The organism is Nocardia ignorata NBRC 108230, assembly GCF_001612905.1.
Lineage (GTDB): Bacteria > Actinomycetota > Actinomycetes > Mycobacteriales > Mycobacteriaceae > Nocardia > Nocardia ignorata.
Map to the genome: position 1 here is coordinate 66,101 of NZ_BDBI01000023.1, position 22,513 is coordinate 88,613.

Annotated in this window: 18 protein-coding genes; 10 read left to right on the forward strand and 8 right to left on the reverse strand. The window is 69.1% G+C overall.

The features are described from left to right. Nucleotides 1–21 precede the first annotated feature (21 nt). Nucleotides 22–1,629, reverse strand: a complete 1,608-nt coding sequence (locus tag NI2_RS18790) for a (2,3-dihydroxybenzoyl)adenylate synthase (protein WP_067492366.1) — start codon at nucleotides 1,627–1,629, stop codon at nucleotides 22–24. Nucleotides 1,630–1,780: 151 nt separating this feature from the next. On the opposite strand from NI2_RS18790, the gene NI2_RS18795 reads away from it, so the two are divergent. From NI2_RS18795 to NI2_RS18805, 3 genes are all read left to right on the forward strand, one after another. Further along, complete coding sequence (locus NI2_RS18795; protein WP_067492367.1) at nucleotides 1,781–5,506, forward strand: non-ribosomal peptide synthetase; 3,726 nt, start codon at nucleotides 1,781–1,783, stop codon at nucleotides 5,504–5,506. Between the two features lie 54 nt (nucleotides 5,507–5,560). Further along, nucleotides 5,561–6,424 (forward strand): oxidoreductase, encoded by an 864-nt coding sequence (locus tag NI2_RS18800; RefSeq protein ID WP_067492368.1) that lies wholly within the window; start codon nucleotides 5,561–5,563, stop codon nucleotides 6,422–6,424. A gap of 79 nt (nucleotides 6,425–6,503) precedes the next feature. After that, nucleotides 6,504–6,974 (forward strand): carboxymuconolactone decarboxylase family protein, encoded by a 471-nt coding sequence (locus tag NI2_RS18805; RefSeq protein WP_067492565.1) that lies wholly within the window; start codon nucleotides 6,504–6,506, stop codon nucleotides 6,972–6,974. A 12-nt stretch (nucleotides 6,975–6,986) separates the two neighbouring features. Here NI2_RS18805 and NI2_RS18810 read toward each other — a convergent pair whose 3' ends face one another. Next, nucleotides 6,987–7,790 (reverse strand): NmrA family NAD(P)-binding protein, encoded by an 804-nt coding sequence (locus NI2_RS18810; RefSeq protein WP_067492370.1) that lies wholly within the window; start codon nucleotides 7,788–7,790, stop codon nucleotides 6,987–6,989. 295 nt (nucleotides 7,791–8,085) lie between these two features. On the opposite strand from NI2_RS18810, the gene NI2_RS18815 reads away from it, so the two are divergent. Continuing rightward, nucleotides 8,086–9,174 (forward strand): 3-deoxy-7-phosphoheptulonate synthase, encoded by a 1,089-nt coding sequence (locus tag NI2_RS18815; RefSeq protein WP_067492372.1) that lies wholly within the window; start codon nucleotides 8,086–8,088, stop codon nucleotides 9,172–9,174. Between the two features lie 47 nt (nucleotides 9,175–9,221). On the opposite strand, the gene NI2_RS18820 is transcribed toward NI2_RS18815, so the two are convergent. Then, the gene (locus NI2_RS18820; protein ID WP_067492373.1) at nucleotides 9,222–9,839 is read right to left on the reverse strand and encodes a LysE family translocator; all 618 of its coding nucleotides are present in this window, start codon (nucleotides 9,837–9,839) and stop codon (nucleotides 9,222–9,224) included. Between the two features lie 87 nt (nucleotides 9,840–9,926). Here NI2_RS18820 and NI2_RS35550 point away from each other — a divergent pair, with 87 nt between their 5' ends. Beyond that, nucleotides 9,927–12,701, forward strand: coding sequence for an ATP-dependent RNA helicase (locus NI2_RS35550; protein ID WP_067492566.1), 2,775 nt, complete (start codon nucleotides 9,927–9,929; stop codon nucleotides 12,699–12,701). 139 nt (nucleotides 12,702–12,840) lie between these two features. On the opposite strand, the gene NI2_RS18830 is transcribed toward NI2_RS35550, so the two are convergent. Further along, complete coding sequence (locus NI2_RS18830) at nucleotides 12,841–13,383, reverse strand: class I SAM-dependent methyltransferase (RefSeq protein ID WP_084476523.1); 543 nt, start codon at nucleotides 13,381–13,383, stop codon at nucleotides 12,841–12,843. Nucleotides 13,384–13,577: 194 nt separating this feature from the next. Next, on the reverse strand, nucleotides 13,578–14,162 hold the full coding sequence (locus NI2_RS18835) for a GNAT family N-acetyltransferase (RefSeq protein ID WP_067492377.1): 585 nt from the start codon (nucleotides 14,160–14,162) through the stop codon (nucleotides 13,578–13,580). A 112-nt stretch (nucleotides 14,163–14,274) separates the two neighbouring features. On the opposite strand from NI2_RS18835, the gene NI2_RS18840 reads away from it, so the two are divergent. Beyond that, nucleotides 14,275–15,171 (forward strand): sigma-70 family RNA polymerase sigma factor, encoded by an 897-nt coding sequence (locus NI2_RS18840; protein WP_067492379.1) that lies wholly within the window; start codon nucleotides 14,275–14,277, stop codon nucleotides 15,169–15,171. Nucleotides 15,172–15,211: 40 nt separating this feature from the next. Here NI2_RS18840 and NI2_RS18845 read toward each other — a convergent pair whose 3' ends face one another. Continuing rightward, nucleotides 15,212–15,427, reverse strand: coding sequence for a hypothetical protein (locus tag NI2_RS18845; RefSeq protein WP_067492380.1), 216 nt, complete (start codon nucleotides 15,425–15,427; stop codon nucleotides 15,212–15,214). 173 nt (nucleotides 15,428–15,600) lie between these two features. On the opposite strand from NI2_RS18845, the gene NI2_RS18850 reads away from it, so the two are divergent. Beyond that, nucleotides 15,601–16,779: a pyridoxal phosphate-dependent aminotransferase gene (locus NI2_RS18850; RefSeq protein ID WP_067492382.1), complete on the forward strand. Its 1,179-nt coding sequence runs from the start codon at nucleotides 15,601–15,603 to the stop codon at nucleotides 16,777–16,779. Between the two features lie 16 nt (nucleotides 16,780–16,795). Here NI2_RS18850 and NI2_RS18855 read toward each other — a convergent pair whose 3' ends face one another. Together NI2_RS18855 and NI2_RS18860 are read right to left on the reverse strand one after the other, a co-directional pair. Continuing rightward, nucleotides 16,796–17,455, reverse strand: coding sequence for a trimeric intracellular cation channel family protein (locus NI2_RS18855; protein ID WP_067492568.1), 660 nt, complete (start codon nucleotides 17,453–17,455; stop codon nucleotides 16,796–16,798). 129 nt (nucleotides 17,456–17,584) lie between these two features. Next, the gene (locus NI2_RS18860) at nucleotides 17,585–18,229 is read right to left on the reverse strand and encodes a LysE family translocator (RefSeq protein ID WP_067492384.1); all 645 of its coding nucleotides are present in this window, start codon (nucleotides 18,227–18,229) and stop codon (nucleotides 17,585–17,587) included. Nucleotides 18,230–18,629: 400 nt separating this feature from the next. On the opposite strand from NI2_RS18860, the gene NI2_RS18865 reads away from it, so the two are divergent. The 3 genes from NI2_RS18865 (at nucleotide 18,630) to NI2_RS18875 (ending at nucleotide 22,512) form a co-directional block, all read left to right on the forward strand. Beyond that, entirely contained in the window at nucleotides 18,630–20,300 is a 1,671-nt protein-coding gene (locus NI2_RS18865) for a DNA repair helicase XPB (RefSeq protein ID WP_067492386.1), read from the forward strand. Nucleotides 20,301–20,396: 96 nt separating this feature from the next. Next, nucleotides 20,397–21,062, forward strand: coding sequence for a DUF3239 domain-containing protein (locus tag NI2_RS18870; protein ID WP_067492389.1), 666 nt, complete (start codon nucleotides 20,397–20,399; stop codon nucleotides 21,060–21,062). Nucleotides 21,063–21,120: 58 nt separating this feature from the next. After that, nucleotides 21,121–22,512: a M1 family metallopeptidase gene (locus NI2_RS18875; RefSeq protein WP_067492391.1), complete on the forward strand. Its 1,392-nt coding sequence runs from the start codon at nucleotides 21,121–21,123 to the stop codon at nucleotides 22,510–22,512. Nucleotide 22,513: the final 1 nt, after the last annotated feature.

Below are 22,513 nucleotides of genomic sequence, written 5' to 3' on the forward strand. Positions count from 1 at the left end.
AACTCGAGTGCCGTAAGCCCCCTACAAACTCGCCCGCAGCGCCTTCTTATCGATCTTGCCAACAGCCGTAACCGGCAGCGAATCCGCCTGGCGAATCAAGTCAGGCAGCTTGTAAGTAGCCAGACCACGCTCGGTAAGAAACGTCTTCAACTCAGGAAGCGTCGGCAACGACCCGGTCACCACCAGCACCACACACACCTTCTCCCCGAGCGACGGATCGGGCACCCCCACCGCCGCGGCATGGAGGACGGCAGGATGAGCCAGCAGATGCTCCTCCAACTCATCGCAAGAGATGTTCTCACCGCCGCGATTGATGACATCCTTGATCCGCCCACTGACCACCAGGTGTCCGGTAGGAAGCTGACGGACAAGGTCGCCGCTGCGGTAGAACCCGTCGGGCGTGAACGCGCGAGCATTGTGTTCGGGGGCACGGTAGTAACCACGCAGCGTGTAGGGCCCGCGGGTCAGCAGCTCCCCCTCCTCACCGGCAGGCACATCGTTGCCCTGACCATCGACCACACGGATCTCGTCGCCAGGCGAAAGCGGCTTGCCCTGAGTGGTGTAGACCAGTTCATCGGCGTCATCGAGGCGTGTGAAGTTCAACAGCCCCTCGGCCATCCCGAACACCTGCTGCAACCGGCACTGCAACGCCGGTTCCACTTCACGGGCATTGACCTCGGCCAACCGCGCGCCACCCACCTGAAGCAGCCGCAGCGAGCTCAAATCGGCGTCCTCCCAATCCACCGCGGCACTCCACAACTGGGCAAGCGGCGGCACCACGGCACTCACGGTGACGCGATGCTTCTCGATGGCGGCGAACGCGGCCTCGGGGCTCGGGTCGAGGGTGAAGGCGACGGCCCCGCCGGTGGCGACGGTACCGAAGATGCCAGGGCAGGCGAGCGGGAAGTTGTGTGCGGCAGGCAAAGTCGCGAGGTACACGTCATCGGCGGTGAGCTCACACACCTGCGCGCTCGCGGTGGCGTTGTAGACGTAGTCGTCGTGGGTGCGTGCGATGAGCTTGGGCAGACCGGTGGTTCCACCGGAAACCAGCATCACCGCGATCTCGGCGGGATCCACCTCGGGCAGCGAATCACCCTGCGCCGGAACGGTATCGAGGGCACGGAACTCGCCGGGCTCGCCCGCGACCAGCACGTGCGCCAGGCTCGGCACGGCGGCGCGCACCGTGGCGGCCAGCTCGCGGTAGTCGAAATCGCCGAGCCGGTCCGGGATCAGGTAGGCAACGGCCTCCGACAGCGCGGCCAGGTGCTCGATCTCGGCGCGGCGGTGCGCGGGCAGGGTGAGTACGGGGATGACGCCCGCCCGCAGGAGGCCGAACAGGGCCGTCGCGAACTCGGGGATATTCGGCAGCTGCACGATCACCCGGTCGCCGGGGCGGATGCCGAGGGCGAGCAGTCCGTGCGCCATGGCGTCGGCGGCGGCGTCGAGTTCGGCGTAGGACTGCACGGCGGCGTCGCTGAGGATCGCGGGGCTCGACGGCTGGGTGCGTGCGGTGTCGCGCAGCAGGTCACCGAGCGTGCGCCCGGGCCAGTAGCCCGCCGTGCGGTACTCCTGCGCTGCCGCCTCGGGAAACGGAACGTAGCCCTCGCGATGGCTTGTCGACGTGGTCACAGTCGAACCCTCCGGTCGATCCAGATCAAAGCGGCCGAGAACCGGGGGTACTCGACCATAGGTTAGGCAACCCTATCTCAGTGGAGTAGGCTCCCGGCGAGCAGTATCGAATCCGTCCGTGGTCGGACGGCGAGCAAGGAGTGATCGGCAGATGGAGACAGCACCCGCGAACGGCGGCGGAATCGACCGTGCCGAGATCCGGGCCGCGATCGCCCGTCACCTAGACATCACCCCTGACGCTGTCGCCGACGCCGACGACCTGATCCAGCTCGGCCTCGACTCTATCCGCACCATGAAGCTCGCGGGCGCCTGGCGCAAACGCGGCATCAAGGTGAACTTCGCCCTCCTCGCCGCGCACCCGACCATCGATGCCTGGCACGCCTTACTCAACGGCGCCGACCCGGAATCCCTGACCGCCGCCACCCGTCACGGGCGGGTCGCCGCGGAGCCGGTCGAGGGCGCTGTCGCGTCCGCTCCGACCGCAATCGCCGACGAGGTGTCGACCACCGCCGTGTCGGCCGCGGTCGGCCCGACCGGCCCGACTGCCGGCGCATCGGCCACGCACCGATCGAGTCAGGCCGCGGGTGTCGGCACGGCTGCAGGTGCGCAACCGACCACACCGACCGACGGCGCGCAGGTGCCTGACGAAAACGGCTCTGCCGCAGCGGATGTCATCCCCGACGACGGTACTCCGTTCCCGCTGGCGCCCATGCAGCACGCGTACTGGATCGGACGTTCGGATGCGCAGGAGTTGGGCGGGGTAGCCGCGCACCTGTATGTCGAGTTCGACGGCAAGGACGTGGACCCGCAGCGTCTCGAGCGGGCCGTGGAGCAATTGCTCGTGCGCCACCCGATGTTGCGGACGAGGTTCCTGCCGGACGGCACCCAGCAGACCCTCGACCGCCCGGGCAGGGCCGTGTTCGGGGTCACCGATCTGCGTGCGGTGCCCGAGGACGAAGCGCAGCGCAGGCTGGCGGAACTTCGCGATCAGCGCACCCATCAGCGGATGGCCGTGGAGGACGGCCAGGTGATCGATATCGCCCTCACCCGGCTGGCCGACGGTCGCACCCGCCTGCACCTCGATGTCGACATGCTCGCCGCCGACGCCATGAGCTACCGCATCCTCGTCACCGACCTGGCCAAGCTCTACCACGGCGAACAGCTCGCCCCTCAGGACTACACATTCCGCCAGTACCTGGCCGAACAGCCGTCCACCGACGAGGAGCGCGAACGCGATCGCGACTGGTGGCGCGACCGGCTCGCCGAACTGCCCGGCGCACCCGAACTGCCGCAGGCACAGCATGTTTCGGAGCCGAACCGCACCGTCCGCCTGCACCGATGGCTGTCCCCGGAGGCCAAGGCGCAGGTGTTCGACGCCGCCCACGCGCGTGGCATCACCCCGGCGATGGCGCTGGCCTCGGTGTTCGCCGAGACCATCGGCGGCTGGTCGGCGCAGCGCCGCTTCCTGCTGAATCTGCCGCTGTTCCATCGGGAGCCGGTGCACCCGCAGGTCGACGGCGTGGTCGGCGACTTCACCTCCTCGGTGCTGCTCGAGGTCGATGTCACCGAGCCCGCCACCGTCGCCGATCGGGCGCGCACCCTGCAGCAGCGCCTGCACGAGGAGGGCGCCCACTCGGCCTACTCGGGCCTCGAGGTCCTGCGCGACCTGGGCCGTCAGCGCGGCGAACCGGTGCTTGCCCCCATCGTCTACACCAGCGCCCTCAACCTCGGCGAACTGTTCGCCGACACCGTCACCGAGACTTTCGGTGACCCGGTCTGGATCATCTCCCAGGGCCCGCAGGTGCTGCTCGACGCCCAGGTCACCGAGGTCCGCGGCGGCCTCCTGCTCAACTGGGACATCCGCGAATCCGCCTTCCCGCCCGGCATGGTCGAGGACATGTTCGCCCGCTACATCGAGGCCATCGAACGCCTGGGTGGCCAGAGTTCGGCGACCGTCGCGGGCTGGCAGGCCGAGGCAGGCGTGCGAATTCCCGTGGAGCAGGCCGCGACCCGCGCTCGGGTGAACGCGACGGCCGCGCCCCTGAGCGGCAACCTGCTGCACACGGGCTTCTTCGCGAATGCCGCGACGAACCCGTCCGCGCCCGCGGTGCTCTGGGAGCCCGCCGGGCAGCTGACCTACGGTGAGCTGGCCGCCGACGCCCTCGCTGTGGCCGGTGCCCTGCGCGAAGCCGGTGTGACGCCGGGTGATTCGGTGGCCGTGCAGTTGCCGAAGGGGCCCGACCAGGTCGTCGCCGTCCTCGGCGTGCTCGCCGCCGGTGCGGTGTACGTGCCGATCGGCTTCGACCAGCCCGCCGCCCGCCGCGCCGAAATCCTCTCCACCGCCGACTCTGTCGCGGTACTCACAGTCGGTGGCACTCAGATCCCCGAGGCCCGGGTCGTCGACCTGGCCGAGGCACGCAACCACCCGGAACCCTTGCCGCGCCCTGTCTTCGGCGATCCGGAGAACATCGCCTATGTGCTGTTCACCTCCGGCTCCACGGGCAAGCCGAAGGGTGTCGAGGTGCCGCACCGCGCCGCCATGAACACCATCGACGATCTCAACGACCGCTTCGGCGTCGGCGCTGACGACCGTGCCCTCGCCCTGTCGGCCCTCGAGTTCGACCTCTCGGTCTACGACATCTTCGGCCTGCTCGCGGCGGGCGGCGCCGTGGTCACCGTCGACGACGCACAGCGCGGCGACCCGGCCCACTGGGTGGAAATCATTCGCCGCCACGAGGTTTCGCTGGTCAACTGTGTTCCCAGCCTGCTCGACATGCTGCTCACCGCGGCGGGCGGGCAGGCGCTGCCGTCGCTGCGCACGGTGATCCTCGGCGGCGACTGGGTGGATGTCGCGCTGCCCGCCCGCCTGGCGGACGTGGCGCCGGACTGTCGCTTCGCCGGTCTCGGTGGCGCGACCGAAACCGCCATCCACTCCACCATCTGCGAGGTCGTCGGCGCCGAGGTGCCTGCCGAATGGACGGCCGTTCCCTACGGCACCCCGTTGCGCAATGTGCGGTGCCGCGTGGTCGGCCCGGCGGGCAACGACTGCCCCGACTGGGTGAGCGGCGAACTGTGGATCGGTGGGGACGGTGTGGCCGCCGGGTACCGCAAGGACCCCGAACGCACCGCCGACCGCTTCGTCGCCCACGAGGGTGTGCGCTGGTACCGCACCGGCGACCTGGCCCGCTACCTGCCCGACGGCGGTCTGGAGTTCCTGGGCCGCGCGGATCATCAGGTGAAGATCCGTGGTTACCGGGTGGAACTCGGTGAGGTGGAGAGCGCCCTGCGCGCCGTGCCCGGCGTGCGTCACGCGGTCGCCGCCGTAGTCGGCAAGGCCGCGCCGAAACTGGTGGCGCTGGTGGTGCCGACCCCGGGCACCGCCCTCGATGCCGACACCGTGCTGGCCGCCGCCGCCGAACTGGTCCCCACCTACATGGTGCCGACCCGTCTGGAACTGCTGCCCGAACTCCCGCTCACCCCGAACGCCAAACCCGACCGCAAGGCCATTCGCGCTGTACTCGAAAAGGGCGAGGCTGCTGAGGAATTCGTCGCACCACGCACCGATCTCGAACGCGCGCTCGCGGCGGTGATCGGCGAGGTCCTCGCGACCGAACGCATCGGTGTCACCGACGACTTCTTCGCTCTCGGTGGTGATTCGGTGCTCGCCACCACCGCCGTCGCCCGTATCCGGGAATGGCTCGACGCACCCGACACCGTGGTCGCCGACCTGTTCACCGCCCGCAGCGTCGAGGGTCTCGCGAAGCGAATGACGCAGCGGGAGAACGAGTCCGGTACGCCGGGTAGGTTGGCGGCGGTCGCGACCATGTATCTCGAGGTGGCCGCGATGACCGACGAGGAGGTCCTCGCACAGTCCTGACCGGAGGGCGGTTCTCGATTCGCGGTTGTCCCAGCTCGCACTACACTTCGGTCGGTGAGCAAGTGGACTACCGCTGACCTATCCGACCAGACCGGCCGCACTGTCATCGTGACCGGCGCCAACAGCGGTCTCGGCGCCGCCACCGCGCGGGCGCTGTCCGCGAAAGGCGCGCGGGTGATCCTGGCCTGCCGCGATACGGCCAAGGCCGAGCAGGTGGCGAGCGAGTTTCCGGGGGAGACCCAGGTGCGTGAGCTCGATCTGGCCGACCTGAACTCGGTGCGCGCTTTCGCCGAGTCGATCGAGCGGGTCGACGTGCTGATCAACAACGCGGGCGTGATGGCGCTGCCGCTGCGCCGCACCGCCGACGGTTTCGAAATGCAGTTCGGCACAAATCATCTCGGACACTTCGCGCTCACCAACCTGCTGCTCGACCGGATCGCCGACCGGGTGGTCACCGTGTCGAGCAACGCGCACCGCATCGGCCGCATCGACCTGACCGACCCCAACTGGGAGCAGCGCCGCTACGACCGCTGGCGCGCCTACGGCCAGTCCAAGCTGGCCAATCTGCTGTTCGCCACCGAACTGCAGCGCCGGCTGGCCGGTGAGGGGTCGTCGGTGCTCTCGGTGGCCGCGCACCCTGGTTACGCCGCGACCGAACTCATGTCGCACACCGAATCGGTGCAGGAAGTCTTCATGTGGCTCGGCAACCGGATGTTCGCGCAGAGCCCCGCTCAGGGCGCCCTGCCCACGCTGTTCGCCGCCACCGCCGACGTGGAGCCCGGCGGGTTCTACGGTCCCGACGGCCTGTTCGGCCTGTGGGGCTACCCGGCGCCGTGCGCGATGGCCGCGCCCGCGCACGATCGCGCCGTCGCCGCCGAACTCTGGGAGCTGTCGGAGAAGCTGTGCGGTCTGCTCTGAGGTGATCGCGATCACCCATGTCACACTCCGGCGCCGTGCGTCGTCGTAGAGGTGTATTCCACCCGACGAAGGAGTGATCATGGAAGCGCGTTTCGACCTCTACAACAACCCCGTCGCCATCAGCTTCGTGAAGCGGCTGCAGACCGCGGCCAAGGTGATCGACGGCTCGCCGCTGCCGAAGGCCACCCATGAGCTGGTGAAGATCCGCGCGTCGCAGATCAACGGGTGCAGCTTCTGCGTCGACATGCACACCAAGGACGCCGCGCACATGGGCGAATCCTCGGTGCGGATCAACCTGGTCGCGGCGTGGCGCGAGGCCAACGTGTTCACCGAGGCGGAGCGGGCCGCGCTCGCCCTCACCGAGGAGGCGACCCGTGTCGCCGACGGCGGCCAGGTCACCGACGACACCTGGGCCCAGGTCCGCAAGCACTACGACGACGACCAGATCGCCGCGTTGATCGCCGCCATCGCGACGATCAACGCCTGGAACCGGCTCAATGCCATCGCCCACACCCCGGCGGGCGACTACGTGGCAGGCCAGTTCGGCTGAGAATCCGGGCGCTCAGGCGAATCGGTGCCCGTATTCGGCCGTCCACTGCGCGAAGGTGCGCGCTGGGCGGCCGAGCACGTTTTCGACCGTCGGGTCGACGGTGCGGGACTCCGGGCTCGACTCGGCGTACCAGCCGATCACGTATTCGGCATCCGCCCGCGACACCCCGGTCGCCGTCAGCCGTTCGATCGCCTGCTCATGGCTGATGGTCGCGAACGCGATCTCCCTGCCGGCGGCCTCGGCGAGTACGGCCAACCGTTCCTGCGGCGTGAGCGCCCGCGGGCCGGTGAGGTTGTAGGCGCGCCCGGCGTGCCCGTCCTCGAGCAAAGCGACCGCGGACACCGCACCGATATCGGCCTCGTGCACCAGCGCGCTCGGATGCGCGTACGGCTCGCGCACCACGCCCTCGGCCCGGATCGAATCGGCCCAGGTGAGCGTGTTCGACATGAACTCCTGTGGTTCCAGCCGCGTCCATTCCACGCCGGAACGTTCGATCGCCTGCTCGACGGGACCGACGCCGCCACCCCAGACCACCGTGATGCGCCGTACGCCCGCCGCCACCGCCCGGTCGACGAGTTCCTGGCCCACCTCGGTCAGACCCGCCGTCACGGTCACGTGCAATCGGTCGACACCGCTCCAGTCGAGCGTGCCCGGCTCGGTGTGCGTTCCGCCGACCAGTTCCACCTCGAGACCGAGGAGTGCGCGTGCCCTTTCGGTATCGCGGGTGAGTGCCTTGACCTTTTCGCCGCGCTCGACGAGTTCACGAACCACCTGGCGCCCGGTATTGCCGGTCGCGCCCGTAACCAGTGTTGTCACAGTCGATTTCCTTTCCTCGGCACCCACGCTAGGAACTCAACAGAGGTTGAGGTCAATCGGCGCAGCGGTGTGATCGTGCGCACTTCGGGCAACCACGCGCGGGTCCGCGACGTTTCACCGGTGGTACAGTCCACGGCATGCAGCGCGCATATTTCTGGTTTAGCGAGCCGGCCCTGGGTGGGCCGGTCTGCGACCCTGCGCGCTGACTTCCTCCACCCCGAGCCGGATACCTGACCGGCTCGACGGGTAGCGAAATTTCCGTGGGTCGGCCTTCAACCGAAAAGGACCCACATTCATGACCACCGCAGTTGACGTAGACGCGCGGCACTCCGATCTCGACGATCAGCGCACCCTCAGCGTGAGCCCCCTTCGCTCGCCCGCCGAGGTCCGCCTCGTGCACCCCATCACCGACGAGCTGGCCGACACCGTGCGCTCGGGTCGCAAAGCCACCGTCGACGTGCTCAAAGGCGACGACGACCGCCTGATGGTGATCGTCGGCCCGTGCTCGGTGCACGACCCCGTCGCCGCCCTCGACTACGCCCGCAAGCTCGCCGCCAAGGCCGAGGAACTCGGCGACCGGCTGCACATCGTCATGCGCGTGTACTTCGAGAAGCCGCGCACCACGCTGGGCTGGAAGGGTCTGATCAACGACCCGCACCTGGACGGTTCGTTCGACGTGAACACCGGCCTCGGTATCGGCCGCAAGGTGCTCGTCGACATCACCGCCCTCGGCCTGCCGGTGGCGTGTGAGTTCCTCGACCCGATCACCCCGCAGTACATCGCGGACCTGGTCTCCTACGGCGCGATCGGCGCGCGCACCGCCGCCAGCCAGGTGCACCGTCAGCTGTCCTCGGCGCTGTCGATGCCGGTGGGCATCAAGAACGGCACCGACGGTGACGTGCAGGTCGCGGTCGACGGTGTGCGTGCCGCCGCCGCCAGCCACGTGTTCCCCGGCACCGATCTCGACGGCCGTTCGGCGCTGATCCGCACCTCGGGCAACCCGGACTGCCACGTCATCCTGCGCGGTGGCAGCAACGGCACCAACTACGACGCCGCCTCCGTCGCCGAGGCCAAGCTGCGCCTCGAGAAGTCGTCGCTGCCCCAGCGCGTGGTGGTCGACGCCAGCCACGGCAACAGCAACAAGGACCACAACCGTCAGGTCGACGTCGTCACCGATATCGCGACCCGGCTCGCCGCCGGCGAGCAGGGCGTGGTCGGTGTGATGCTCGAGTCGTTCCTCGTCGCGGGCCGCCAGGACCTCACCCTCGGCAAGGCTACCGAGCTCACCTACGGCCAGTCCATCACCGATGCCTGCATCGACTGGGAGACCACCGCCACGCAGCTCGACCGCCTGGCGCAGGCTGTCGAAACCCGGCGCGGCTGAATTCGCTGCACACTCGTGGCCCCGGAAACCCCGGGGCCACAGTGCTTTTATTGGTTCTGCAAGGCGAGTCTGCCCGCGAGGGCCACGAACGACGCGCCGAACACGCGCCGCATCCATGTCACCACGGCCGGGCGCGACAGGATGTGGGACCGCACCGCCGCCGCGGCCGCGCCGTAGAGCGCGAACACGACGAATGTCGCCAGCATGAACACCCCGCTCAGTTCGAGCATGCGCGCCAACGCGTTCGGGGTACCCGTCGGCACGAACTGCGGCAGGAACGCGAAGAAGAAGATCGTCAGCTTCGGGTTGAGGATATTGAGCAGGATCGCCGAGGTGATCATCTTGCGCGCCGACGGCGCGGCACCGGACTCCGCCTCCGGGAGCGACAGCGCGCCCTTGTCGCGGAAGGTGTTCCACGCCATGTACAGCAGATACGCCACCCCGAGGTACTTCAAGGTCTGGAACGCCACCGCGCTGGCGTTGAGGACCGCCGCCAGCCCGGTGATGGCGGCGATCATGTGCGGGATGATGCCGAGTGTGCAGCCGAAGGACGCGATCACGCTGGCCCGGACGCCGCGCGCCAGGCCCGCCGCGAGCGTGAACAGCACCCCGGTGCCCGGCGTGGCGACGATGACGAGCGTGGTCAACGCGAACTCGATGCTCATCTCCCGCAGGCTAGCCAGTTCCGGCCCTGTTCGGAACAGGCAGTCTCAGTGGTGCGCGATGTGGGCGGGTCGGCAGACTGTTCGCTGATGAGACTTCCCGAACTTCCCGATCTTCCGGTGCGGCCCGCGCTGGGGGAGATCACGCGCACTCTGGCCGATCGGGGTGTCGCGGTGCTGGTCGCGCCACCGGGCACCGGGAAGACGACGCTGGTCCCGCTGGCCTTGGCTGCGGACGAATACGTGGGGTCGGGGAGGGCGGTGCCGTCGGCTGCGACGGCGGGCGGTGGGCGGGTTGTGGTGGCCGAACCGCGGCGGTTGGCGGCGCGGGCGGCAGCCGCGCGCATGGCCGGATTGCTCGGGGAACGGGTCGGGGAGACCGTCGGGTATGCGGTCCGTGGGGATCGCAAAATGGGGCCGCGTACACGGATCGAGGTGGTGACCTCCGGTCTGCTGGTCCGGCGGTTGCAGCAGGACCCGGAGCTCGCGGGGGTCGGCACGGTGATCCTCGACGAGTGCCACGAGCGGCACCTCGACGCCGATCTGCTGCTTGCCCTGCTGCTCGACGCGCGGTCCGGTTTGAGACCAGACCTGAAGGTGCTCGCGACCTCCGCGACCGTCGCGGCCGATCGCCTCGCCGAGCTGCTCGGTGGCGGCGATCAGGCGCCGGTGCTGGAGGTACGGGGGCGGACGTATCCGGTGGAGGTCGGATATGTGCCCGCAGCGCCTCGGGAACGGGTCGAGGGGCATGTCGCGCGGGTGACGCGGATCGCCTTGGCCGAGTCCGACGGGGACGTGCTGGTCTTTCTGCCGGGTGTCGGCGAGATCAACCGGGCGGCCGCGCTTCTGCGTGATCTCGATGTGGATGTCGTGCCGTTGCACGGTCGGCTGGCCGGGGCGGCGCAGGACAGTGCGCTACGGCCGGGTGCGCGTCGGCGGGTCGTATTGTCCACTGCCGTAGCAGAATCCAGTCTCACCGTGCCCGGAGTGCGTGCCGTCGTCGACTCCGGATTGTCGCGGGTGTCGCGGGTCGACCATCGGCGTGGGCTGTCCGGCCTTGCGACAGTGCGTGTTTCGGCCGCGGTCGCCGAACAGCGTGCCGGGCGCGCCGGTCGTGAGGCGCCCGGTCGTGCCTGGCGTTGCTGGCCCGAATACGAACACCACACCCTGCCCGCCTACCCCGACCCGGAGATCCGCACCGCCGAATTGACCCGCCTCGCACTGGAATTGGCCTGCTGGGGCACCCCCGACGGTTCCGCCCTCGCCTGGTGGGACGCCCCACCCGAAGGCGCGCTCGCCGCCGCCCGTACCGTCCTGCACGCCCTCGGCGCCCTCGACGGCAACGACCACATCACCGCCCGCGGCCGCGCCATGGCCACCCTCGGCCTACACCCCCGCCTGGCTCGCGCCCTCCTCGACGGCGCCGCCCACCTCGGCCCGAAACTCGCCGCCGAAATGGTCGCCCTGATGGACGACGACACCCTCGCCCCCGGCACAGACGCCACCGCGGCCCTGCGCACCCTCCGCACTGAACGTCCACCCCGCTGGACCCGAGAGGTCGCCCGCCTCACCCGCCTCGTCGGCGAATCCGGTGGCTCGGCCGTGCCGGGCGAGAGCGCTTATGGCGCAATCGCATCGGGCGCGGAGACCGGCGGCGCGGCGCTGGTCGGCGAGGAAAGCCGTTCTGCGGCGACATCGTTCGATGTCCGAGCCAAGGCGGGATCGCCAGGTGATGGTCGCGCTGAGGGCAGTTCGCCTGTGGGGAGCCATGGTGATCGGCAGGCGGACGCGAGGCGTGGCAGTGGCGGCCCGGGTGCGGGGAGGCGTGACTCGGCCGGGTCGGGTGCGGGGAGGCATGACTCGGCCGGGGCGGGTGTGGAGGTGCTCGAAGAAGGGGTGGCGTTGATGATCGCGTTGGCGCAGCCGGAGCGGTTGGCGCGGCGGCGGGGGAGTGGGTCGGGGTCGTATTTGATGGCGGGTGGGACGGCGGTTTCGTTGCCTGCGGGGTCCGGGCTGGTGGCGGCGGAGTGGTTGGCTGTTGCGGTGGCGGATCGGGATCCGGGGCGTGCGGAGGGCCGAATTCGGCTGGCGGCCACCGCTTCTGAGGATTTAGCGCGGGAGGCGGCGCCTGGGCTGGTCAGCCTGCGGGAGGAGGTGCGCTGGGACGGCGGGGATGTGATCGCGCGGCGGGTCGAGCGGTTGGGTGCGATCGTGCTGTCCGAAAAGCCGCTGCGTGAACCGGATTCGGCGTTGGTGGGCTCGGCGTTGCGGGAAGGACTGCGCGCCGAAGGGGTTGGTCTGCTCCGCTGGTCCGACGACGCGCGCAACCTGCGTGATCGCCTCGCCTTCCTGCACCGCACGCTCGGCACACCATGGCCCGATGTCGACGACGACGCCCTCCTCACCGACCTCGACTCCTGGCTCGGCCCCGAACTCGCCACCGCCCGTCGCCGCGCCGACCTCGCCCGCATCGATGCGGGTACCGCCCTGCGCCGCCTCCTGCCCTGGCCCGAAGCCGCCCGCCTCGACGACCTGGCCCCCGAGCGCCTCGAGGTCCCCTCGGGCAGCCGCGTCCGCGTCGACTACAGCGCCGACCAGCCGGTCCTCGCGGTGAAGGTCCAGGAAATCTTCGGCTGGACCACCCCACCGACCCTCGCCGACGGCCGCGCCACTCTCCTCCTGCACCTGCTCTCCCCAGCCCAGCGCCCCGTAGCCGTCACCGCCGACCTCCCCTCCTTCTGGCAAACCGGCTGGCCCCAGGTTCGCGCCGACCTCCGCGGCCGCTACCCCAAACACGCCTGGCCCGAAGACCCCACCCGAACCCCCGCCCACCGAGGCACCGCCCGCCGCCTCCGCCCCACCTGACCACCCTCGAGACCGGCGCCTGTCCCGCCTGCCCTCGCTCCAGGCCAGCGGCCACCCATCGATCTGGACATGTGATCACCACGCTCTGATGGCGGCATCGACCGAGAAGTGAGCGCCACCAGAGCGTGGTGATCTTGGTTCAGCGGGTGGGGGCGAGGTGGACGGCGAGGAGGTCGCCCGAGGTGGTGGGTTCGCAGGTGAAGCCGGCGGCGGCGCAGCGGTCGGCGAGGCGGGTGGTGGCGGGTTTCGGGGAGGTGGGGGTGTCGGTGGGGGTGCCGTAGCCGTAGCAGAGCCAGAGGCGGGCGGTGGGGGACAGGCAGGTGCGGAGCGTTGCCCAGGCCTGGGGCGCGGGGGAGGTCCAGAAGAGGTTGACGTTGACCGCGTAGATCAGGTCGAACTGTTCGCCGGGATCGAGTTCGGCGAGCAGGCGGGCCGGTGCGATCTTTCCGATCTCGCCCTCCACCAACCGGATTCGGCCTGCCGCGATCTGGTCGGCACACCGCTGCCGGGCTCGCGCCAGCGCGGTCGCCGAACGCTCCACGCCGACGATCCGCCCGTCGCCGATCCGCTCCGCCATCCGTGCCAACGACGCGCCGTTACCGGGCCCTATTTCGAGGACCTGCTCACCGGCCCGCACTCCCATGACGTCGGCGAACCACTCGAACCGCGCCTCATCAGCCACTATCGCGCCCCTTTCTCCGCGTTCACCAGCCAGGACTGATCGTGGCACGGCTCGCACGTGCGAGGGGCCACCATCGCCGAGCCTGCCCTCCGGGCACAACCTGTGGTGCGGAAGTACATCCTGCTTGGTTCACGCATACGGCTCGGCGAGAGCGGCTGCGTTTCCGACTCGCGACAGGATCGCCGAGACCTGGCTCAGCCTTCCGGAGGAAAGGTTTCCGCAGGCCATCCATCCACGGGACCGGCCGGATCGTCGGCCAACCGCGCCGCGTACCACTCGTCGACCCGAACCCCACGCTGCACGCCACCCAACCGGGCCTTCCCCTCGTAGTGGAATCCGTTGCGACGAACGGCGGCGGCCGAAGCGTGATTGCCGACCATCGCGCGCCACGTGATGCGTTGCAGACCAAGCCCTTCAGGAGCGAAGGCGAAATCACAGACCAGGGTGATGGTGCGTGACATCAGGCCCCGGCCTCGATGTTCGGGGCTGAGCCAGAAGCCGATCTCGCAGGCGCCCGGACCCCGGGCGTGCAGGCCGACCATCCCCTCGACCCGGCCGTCGGCTGCGGTACGGATGGACCAGATCGGCTCGTTGTGGAGCCACCCTCCCGCCACGTTCCGGTCGAGGAATTCCTCGGCGTCGGTGCGGCCGTAGGGCACGGGGATGGTGGTCCAGCGCCCTACGGCGGGGTCTTGACAACACTCGACGATGCGGTCGATGTCGGCGGCGGTCGGCCGGATGAGCCACACGGTGCCGTCGGTGAGCGTGTGCTGGTACATCAGCTCATCCTGGCAGGACGGGGGCCTGGTTCTCACCGCATTTTCCGCGCGCGAAGGCAAAACCGGTACACCTGTGCAACCAGCGTGAACCCACTCCGTAGGATCAGCGGCGATGGTTTCCCCGCTTCTCGCCGACCTGTTCGAATCGCATCGAGCACATCTTATTTCGGTGGCCTACCGGCTCACCGGAAGCGTCGGCGACGCCGAGGACGCGGTGCAGGAGAGCTGGCTGCGGATGGCGGGCGCCCACCAGTCCGAGATCGAGGACCTACGTGCCTGGCTCACCACGGTGGTGAGCCGGATCTGCCTCGACCATCTGCGTAGCGCGGCGGTGCGCCGGGAAACCTACGTGGGCCAGTGGCTGCCGGAGCCGATCGTCACCGGGCAGGCCCGTACCGACGACCCGCTCGAGGTGGTCGTCCGCAATCAGGACAACCGGATGGCGGCGATGGTGGTGCTCGACGCGCTCACCCCGCAGCAGCGGGTGGCGCTGGTGCTGCACGACAGCCTCGCCGTCCCGTTCGACGAGATCGCCGACATCCTCGGCGTATCACCCGATGCGGCAAGACAATCGGCGGTGCGCGCCCGCAAGACCGTCGCCCGCACCCCACCCCCGGTGACCGACGACGTGCACGACGAGGCGGTGCAGCGTTTCCTGGCCGCGCTGGCCACCGGCGATATCGCCGCGGTGGCCGCCACCCTGCATCCGGACGTGAATTTCATCGCCGACGCGGGCGGCACGGCACGCACGGCGCTCAATGTCGTCGAGGGTGCGGAGAAGGTGGCGCGGCTGGCGGTCGGCCTGTGGCGCAAGCAGCTCGAGGAGCCGGCGCTGGAGATCGGTTTCGCCGCGGTGAACGGGCAATCGGGCCTGGTACTCACCGACCCGAACTCGCCGTTCGGCCGGGCGGTTCGGGTGCTCGCGTTCTCGGTGCGCGATGGGCTGGTCTGTGCCGCTTACGATTTCGCCAATGTGGCGAAGCTGTCCGGCGCCCGGCTGCGCACCTAGCCGGACCGGACCCGCGCGATCCGATCCGGCGCTGCGGTGTCTACGGGTAGGTGGACCCCCACTGGTGATCACCGGTGGACGACCCGAGGTTGTGGTCCCCGGTGGAGGAGCCCATGTTGTTGTCCGGCGTGGCCGACCCGGTGAAGAAATCGACGATCGGGCTGGCTTCCAGCTGTTCCTGAATGAAGCGAAGTGCCGAACCGGCGACCTCCGACGCGGCCGGTTGCAGGATGAAGTCGAGCAGAGGTGAGGCCATGCGAGCCCCTTTCGATATGCCACCACGCTGTGGTGTGTGAGGTAGAACACGGCGAGGCTAGCTGAGGTTGAGTGATCGCACAATACCGCAGGTCAAAGCCCAAAAACGTTTGTGAAACATAGGTGTTCGCTATCGTGCGGCAACGGCGGGGAAAGGTGGGATACGCTGCGGAGATGTCGTCTGTGCCGCCCACCGTCGCCCGCTTGCGCCCCTTCGGCTCGACCATTTTCGCCGAGATGACCGAACTGGCCGTGCGCCACGACGCGGTGAATCTCGGACAGGGATTCCCCGACACCGACGGTCCGGCGAGCATGCTCGAGGTGGCCCGCGCCGCCATCGCCGAGGGCCACAACCAGTACCCGCCGGGCCGAGGGGTGCCCGCCCTGCGCCGCGCCGTCGCCGACGATCGCGCCCGCCGCTACGGCACCCGCTACGACCCCGACACCGAGGTCCTGGTCACCGTCGGCGCCACGGAAGCGATCAGCGCGACACTGCTCGGCCTGGTGGAACCGGGCGCGGAGGTGGTGCTCATCGAGCCCTACTACGACTCCTATGCCGCCGCGGTCGCCCTGGCGGGTGCGCAGCGACGGACCGCGCGACTGGTTCCCGACGGCGACCGCTTCGTTCTCGACCTGGACAGCCTGCGTTCCGCGATCACCCCGAAAACTCGCATGCTGGTGATCAATTCACCGCACAACCCCACCGGCTCGGTGCTCTCGCGCGACGAACTCATCGCGATCGCCGAGCTGGCGCGCGAGCACGATCTGCTCGTGCTGGCCGACGAGGTGTACGAGCACCTCGTGTACGACGGCGTGGAGCACATCAGCATCTCGACGCTGCCGGGGATGCGCGAGCGAACCGTCGTGGTGTCCAGCGCGGCGAAGACTTTCAATGTCACCGGCTGGAAGATCGGCTGGGCGTGCGCGCCCGCGCCACTGCTGAATGCCGTGCTCACGGCGAAGCAGTTCATGACCTTCGTCGGTGGCGGGCCGTTCCAGCCCGCCGTCGCCCACGCGATCGACACCGAGCTGGAGTGGGTGCACGGCATGCGTGACGGCCTCGCCGACAAACGTATCCGGCTCTCGGATGCGTTGCGCGACACCGGCTTCGCCGTGTCGTCCACCGCGGGCGGCTACTTCGTGTGTGCTGATGTGCGACCGCTCGGCCTCGACGACGGGTTGACGTTGTGCCGGGAGATGCCTGCTCGGCTCGGCGTGGCCGCCGTGCCGGTGAGCGCGTTCGTCGACCATCCCGACGACTGGAAACACCTGGTGCGCTTCACCTTCAGCAAACGGGACGAAACCATCGACGAGGGCGTCCGCCGGTTGCGTTCGGGAGTCGCGACTCGCTGATCGGCGAGACTGCCGGTCAGTCCCGGGCGTGGCGTGCGGTGGGTGCGTGCCAGCCGTAATGCCTTGCGAGCAAACGGAATCCGACGGCGCCCGCGGCGGCGAGCAATCCTGTCCAGGTCTGGTAGATGTCCAGGTGCAGCAGGACTGCGGTGGTCGCGGCGCCGAACAGGGCAGGGATCGCGTAGAGATCCTGGTCGGGTCGCAGGACCAGCGGGACCTCGCCGCTGAGCACGTCGCGCAGCACGCCGCCACCGATGGCCGTCGTCATGCCGAGCAGGGCGGCGGTCGGCGCGCCGAGCCCGACCGAGTCGGCGATCACGGTGCCGGTGACACAGAACAATCCGAGCCCGATGGCGTCGGCCACTTCGAGCGGGCCCTTGGTGAGCCGTGGCGAGGGCGCGATGAAGTACAGGATCAGCGCGGTCACGATCGACGCGGTCAGGAAGGTCAGGTCGGTGAACGCGGCGGGCGGCGTGCGTCCGATGAGCAGGTCGCGCACGATGCCGCCACCGAGCGCCGTCGCGCAGCCGAGCACGACCATCCCGAACAGGTCGAGCCGCTTGCGCACCGCGACCAGCGCACCCGACGCGGCGAACGAGATCACCCCGAGCAGCTCGCCGCTGCGATGCACCACGGTGACCGCCTCGTCGAGCTGCGCCGCCAGCGCGCCCGCCATCACCACACCACTCACCACCCGCTCCTTTCCGCTGCAAGCAGGGTGGCACGGCGACCCCCGGCGGCCGCACACCCGCCCATGTGTCGCAGCGCACGCCCTCCAGCGTGCCGGGGCCGGTCGGTGCGCGCCTTACACCGGAGCGGGACGGGTGCGGTCGGTGGCGAGGAGGACCGCGATGCTGCCCAGGGCGGTGCCCATCAGATAGCGCTGGATGCGCAACCACAGCGGGCGGGCGGTGAGGAAGGCGGCCAGGCCCGCCGCACCGAGCACGATCAGCGCGTTGACCGTGAGGGCCACGGAGATCTGGATCGCGCCGAGCGACAGGCTCTGCAACCACAGCGAACCGAGGGCCGGGTCGATGAATTGCGGGATCAGGGCCATGTACATGATCGCGATCTTGGGATTGAGCAGGTTGGTGACCAAACCCATCGTGAACAGGCGCCGCGCCGGATCGGCGGGCAGCGCGGCGGGCGCGAACACCGAGACCCCACCGGGCCGGATCGCCTGCCACGCCAACCACAGCAGATAGGCGGCACCCGCCAGCTTGAGCGCCAGGTACAGCCCGGGAACCACCGCGAACAACGCCGTGATCCCCGCCGTCGCGGCCAGCAGGTACACCCCGAACCCGGCCGCCACACCCGTGAGCGAGATCATGCCCGCCCTTCGCCCCTGCGCTACCGTCCGCGAGACCAGGTACATCATGTTCGGCCCAGGCGTGAGCACCATCCCGAGCGCCGCCGCCCCCACACCGAATACCGCCGCCGTCTGAAGCATGAGACGAGTCTGACCTGGTCAGCCAGGTATGTCGCGGTCCAGTCGACGATCGCTGGACCGCTGCCACCGGCTTCTATCCGAGATCCGCACCGCCTCGGTCTCGAGCCACAGAGCGGTGGTTCGCGGCCCTGCGCTCAGCAGCCCGCCATCGCGACGCCGAACCCTGTCACCGCAGGTCCGTACAATCGATCGAGCTGCCGAACCTCCCCGGAACGGCTCACCGAATCCCGACAAATCCCGGCCGAACGCAACCCCGCACTGGCGAGTCTTACGAGCCGTTCGGGGCCGCCCCTTCGATTCAGCGCTCGAAGCGCATGCGCGCAGCGCGAGTCTCGAGCGCTGAATCGAAGGGTTATAGGCCCCGAACCCGCGGCCCCGGCCGCAAAAGATACGGAGTGCTGTGACAGACGGTCCGTTGATCGTGCAAAGCGACAAGACCCTGCTGCTCGAGGTCGACCACGACCTGGCAGGCACCGCGCGTCAGGCCATCGCGCCGTTCGCGGAGCTCGAGCGTGCCCCCGAGCACGTGCACACCTACCGCATCACCCCGCTGGCGCTGTGGAATGCCCGCGCGGCCGGTCACGACGCCGAGCAGGTGGTCGACGCGCTGGTGAACTTCTCGCGCTACGCCGTGCCGCAGCCGCTGCTGGTCGACATCGTCGACACCATGGGCCGCTACGGCCGGTTGCAGCTGGTCAAGCACCCCGCGCACGGCCTGTGCCTGGTGAGCCTGGACCGGGCGGTGCTCGAGGAGGTGCTGCGGCACAAGAAGATCGCGCCCATGCTCGGTGCCCGCATCGACGACGACACCGTGATCGTGCACCCGTCCGAGCGCGGTCACATCAAGCAGATGCTGCTGAAGATCGGCTGGCCCGCCGAGGACCTGGCCGGGTATGTCGACGGCGAGGCGCACGACATCGGCCTCGACTACACCGAGGGCAAATGGCACCTGCGCGACTACCAGGAAATGGCCGCCGACTCGTTCTGGGCGGGCGGCTCGGGTGTGGTGGTGCTGCCGTGTGGCGCGGGCAAGACGATGGTCGGCGCCGCCGCGATGGCCAAGGCCAAGGCGACCACGCTGATCCTGGTGACCAATACCGTCGCGGGCAGGCAGTGGCGGCGTGAGCTGCTGGCGCGCACCACCCTCACCGAGGACGAGATCGGCGAGTACTCCGGTGAGCGCAAGGAGATCCGCCCGGTCACCATCGCGACGTACCAGGTCATCACCCGCAAATCGAAGGGTGAATACAAGCACCTCGAGCTGTTCGACAGCCGCGACTGGGGTCTGGTGATCTACGACGAGGTGCACCTGCTGCCCGCCCCGGTCTTCCGGATGACGGCGGATCTGCAGTCGCGCCGCAGGCTCGGGCTCACCGCCACGCTGGTGCGCGAGGACGGCCGCGAGGGCGACGTGTTCTCGCTGATCGGCCCGAAACGCTACGACGCGCCGTGGAAGGACATCGAGGCACAGGGCTGGATCGCCCCCGCCGAGTGCATCGAGGTGCGAGTCACGCTCACCGACGCCGAACGCATGGCCTACGCCACGGCCGAACCGGAGGAGCGCTACAAGCTGTGCTCCACCGCGCGCACCAAGATCCCGGTCGTCGAGTCCATCCTGGCCAGGCACGAGGGCGCACCCACCCTGGTGATCGGTGCCTACCTCGACCAGCTAGAGGAACTCGGCATCGACCTGAACGCTCCCGTGATCACCGGGGCGACGAAGAACCGCGAACGCGAGGCACTCTTCGACGCCTTCCGCTCCGGTGAGATTCCCGTGCTCGTCGTGAGCAAGGTGGCGAACTTCTCCATCGACCTGCCGGAAGCCTCGGTGGCGGTGCAGGTTTCGGGCACCTTCGGTTCACGGCAGGAGGAGGCCCAGCGTCTCGGTAGACTGTTGCGGCCGAAACAGGATGGGGGACAGGCACATTTCTATTCGGTGGTCGCCCGCGACACCCTCGACGCCGAATATGCCGCGCACCGTCAGCGTTTCCTCGCCGAACAGGGGTATGCCTACCGCATCACCGATGCCGACGATCTGCTCGGGCCGGCCATCGGGGACAGCGGCGTGTAGCGCCGTTTCCCCGCTCAGGTGCCGGTAGCGTGCGGGTCGGAACCCCCGGCAGATAAGTGGAGGCAACACCTCCGCAACTTGTGCTAGGAAGGAAACGTGCGCCGCTTCGAATTCGAGGTCGACCGTGAGCACGCTCATGCGGTCAACGAGACCTTCACCGGATTACGCAGGATGCGGGTGCTCGCCCTGCTCGCCGCCGGGCTGGCCGTCGCGGCCACCGCCGCGTTCCTGTGGAGCGGGCAGGCCTGGGGGTATCTGCTCGCCTTCGTGTGTGCCCTCGCCGCGGTCATCGCCCTGTGGGTCGCGCTGTGGACACCGCACCGCTCCGATATCGAAAAGCTCTACCGCGACGGGGTTCTCGTGCCCGCCGTCGTCTGTGCGGCCGAACCGAACGGGATCATCCTGCTCGCCCTCGTCGACACCGCCGAAGCCACCGCGTCCGCGCGGGGCTGGGCACTGGTCACCCGCAAGGTGCGCGCGCTGCCCGGCCACGAACCGACACTGGGGGAGCGGGTGCCGTCGGTCGCGGTGCGCACCGACGGCGCACCCCGTCAGGTCGGCGAACGCTGGCAGTTGGTGACGGCCATGCCGATCGCCTGGGGCACCCGCGACCGCACGGTGATCGAGCGGGCCCGCGACACCATCTCCGACCTCGAATGGCGCCTGCTCGCCGACAATCTCGCCCTCGCCGCGCGAGTGCGCCGCACCGCGACCAAGCGGCTGATGCTCGACCCGCAACACCTGCCGCCGGAACTGGCCTGAACGACGCTCGCCTGCGACGATACTCGGATCCGAGTCGGCGAGAATGGGGGTCCGCGGCATGCGATGGTCGGCAGGTTCGGTGGTGGTGCTGGCGCTCCTTGCACTGGGAATCCCGCCGGTAGCAGCGGATCCGGGCCTGATCGGTGCACCGGGGCTCGGCGATCCGTACTACCCGCTCGACGGCAACGGCGGCTACGACGTGAGCCATTACGACATCACCGTCGACTACGACCCACCGACCCATCAGCTGCGCGGTACCGCGCGCATCGATGCGCGGGCGAATCAGCCGCTGGCGCAATTCAATCTGGACTATCGCGGTCCCGATGTGCTCATGGTGACCGTCAACGGCCAGCCTGCCGGGTTCGCGCGCGAGGGCGACCACGAACTCGTCGTCTCCCCACTGCTGCCGCTGCTGCCCGGACTGCCGATGCGCATCGTCATCGACTACGCGGGCGAGGCGGCCGACACCGAGGGCGAGGGGTGGACGTACGCGCCGAGCGGTGGCGCCTTCGCCATCGGCCAGCCGCACAGCGCGAGCAGCTGGTACCCGCTCAACGACACACCCTTGGACAAGGCGACTTTCACGTTGCACGCCACGGTGCCCGCCGAATGGGAGGTGATGTCGACCGGTGCGCGCACCCGCCACGAGGCGCGCGACGGCAAGCTGCACACCAGCTGGGAAACCCGCAGCCCCGTGCTCGGCTACCTCACCACCATCGCCGTGGACCACTTCACCTTCCTCGAACAGCGCCGTGCCGACGGCACACCGGTGCTGAGCGCGTTCGCCCCCGATTCCGACGACAATCGCGCCGACGAACAACGCCTCCCCGAGATCCTCGACTTCCTCGAAAACCTCTACGGTCCTTACCCGTTCGAGGTAGCCGGCGGCATCTATGTGGACGCCGAAGTCCCGTTCTCGCTCGAAACCCAGACCCGCCCCACCTACGCGCCGTGGGCCGATCTCAATACCGTGGTGCACGAGCTGGCGCATCAGTGGTGGGGCGACACCATGTCGGTACGGCAGTGGTCCGATATCTGCCTCAACGAGTGCTTCGCCAGCTATACCGCCGACTACCTGTGGATCGAGCGCGTCGACGGTGCCGATGTGGATGCGAAGTACCGTGAGGACATCGCGAAATACCGTTGGGACCAAGACTTCTGGACGTACCCGCTGGCCGACCCCGGCGCCGGTAGCGAGTTCACCTCCGTCTATTGGCGTGGCCCCCTATTCCTGCACGCCCTGCGCAAACTGATCGGTGACGATGTGTTCTTCACGGCCGTCAAGGATTTCGTGAACGCGCACCGCGACGGCCATGCTTCGATGCCGGAATTCCGCGCGTTCGTCCAGAGCCGGACCTCGATGCCACTCGGCGATTTCCTGTCCGAATGGCTGGACGGTACGACCCCGCCGCGCGAAACATTCCTGTTCCCGGGAACATTGCGCCGATAGG

Bases quoted from the DNA above. Each gene is read 5' to 3' on its own strand.
- NI2_RS18795 (WP_067492367.1), top strand. From the start codon at position 1,781: ATGGAGACAGCACCCGCGAACGGCGGCGGAATCGACCGTGCCGAGATC.
- NI2_RS18805 (WP_067492565.1), top strand. From the start codon at position 6,504: ATGGAAGCGCGTTTCGACCTCTACAACAACCCCGTCGCCATCAGCTTC.
- NI2_RS18815 (WP_067492372.1), top strand. From the start codon at position 8,086: ATGACCACCGCAGTTGACGTAGACGCGCGGCACTCCGATCTCGACGAT.
- NI2_RS18820 (WP_067492373.1), bottom strand. From the start codon at position 9,839: ATGAGCATCGAGTTCGCGTTGACCACGCTCGTCATCGTCGCCACGCCG.
- NI2_RS35550 (WP_067492566.1), top strand. From the start codon at position 9,927: ATGAGACTTCCCGAACTTCCCGATCTTCCGGTGCGGCCCGCGCTGGGG.
- NI2_RS18835 (WP_067492377.1), bottom strand. From the start codon at position 14,162: ATGTACCAGCACACGCTCACCGACGGCACCGTGTGGCTCATCCGGCCG.
- NI2_RS18840 (WP_067492379.1), top strand. From the start codon at position 14,275: ATGGTTTCCCCGCTTCTCGCCGACCTGTTCGAATCGCATCGAGCACAT.
- NI2_RS18845 (WP_067492380.1), bottom strand. From the start codon at position 15,427: ATGGCCTCACCTCTGCTCGACTTCATCCTGCAACCGGCCGCGTCGGAG.
- NI2_RS18850 (WP_067492382.1), top strand. From the start codon at position 15,601: ATGTCGTCTGTGCCGCCCACCGTCGCCCGCTTGCGCCCCTTCGGCTCG.
- NI2_RS18855 (WP_067492568.1), bottom strand. From the start codon at position 17,455: ATGGCGGGCGCGCTGGCGGCGCAGCTCGACGAGGCGGTCACCGTGGTG.
- NI2_RS18860 (WP_067492384.1), bottom strand. From the start codon at position 18,229: ATGCTTCAGACGGCGGCGGTATTCGGTGTGGGGGCGGCGGCGCTCGGG.
- NI2_RS18875 (WP_067492391.1), top strand. From the start codon at position 21,121: ATGCGATGGTCGGCAGGTTCGGTGGTGGTGCTGGCGCTCCTTGCACTG.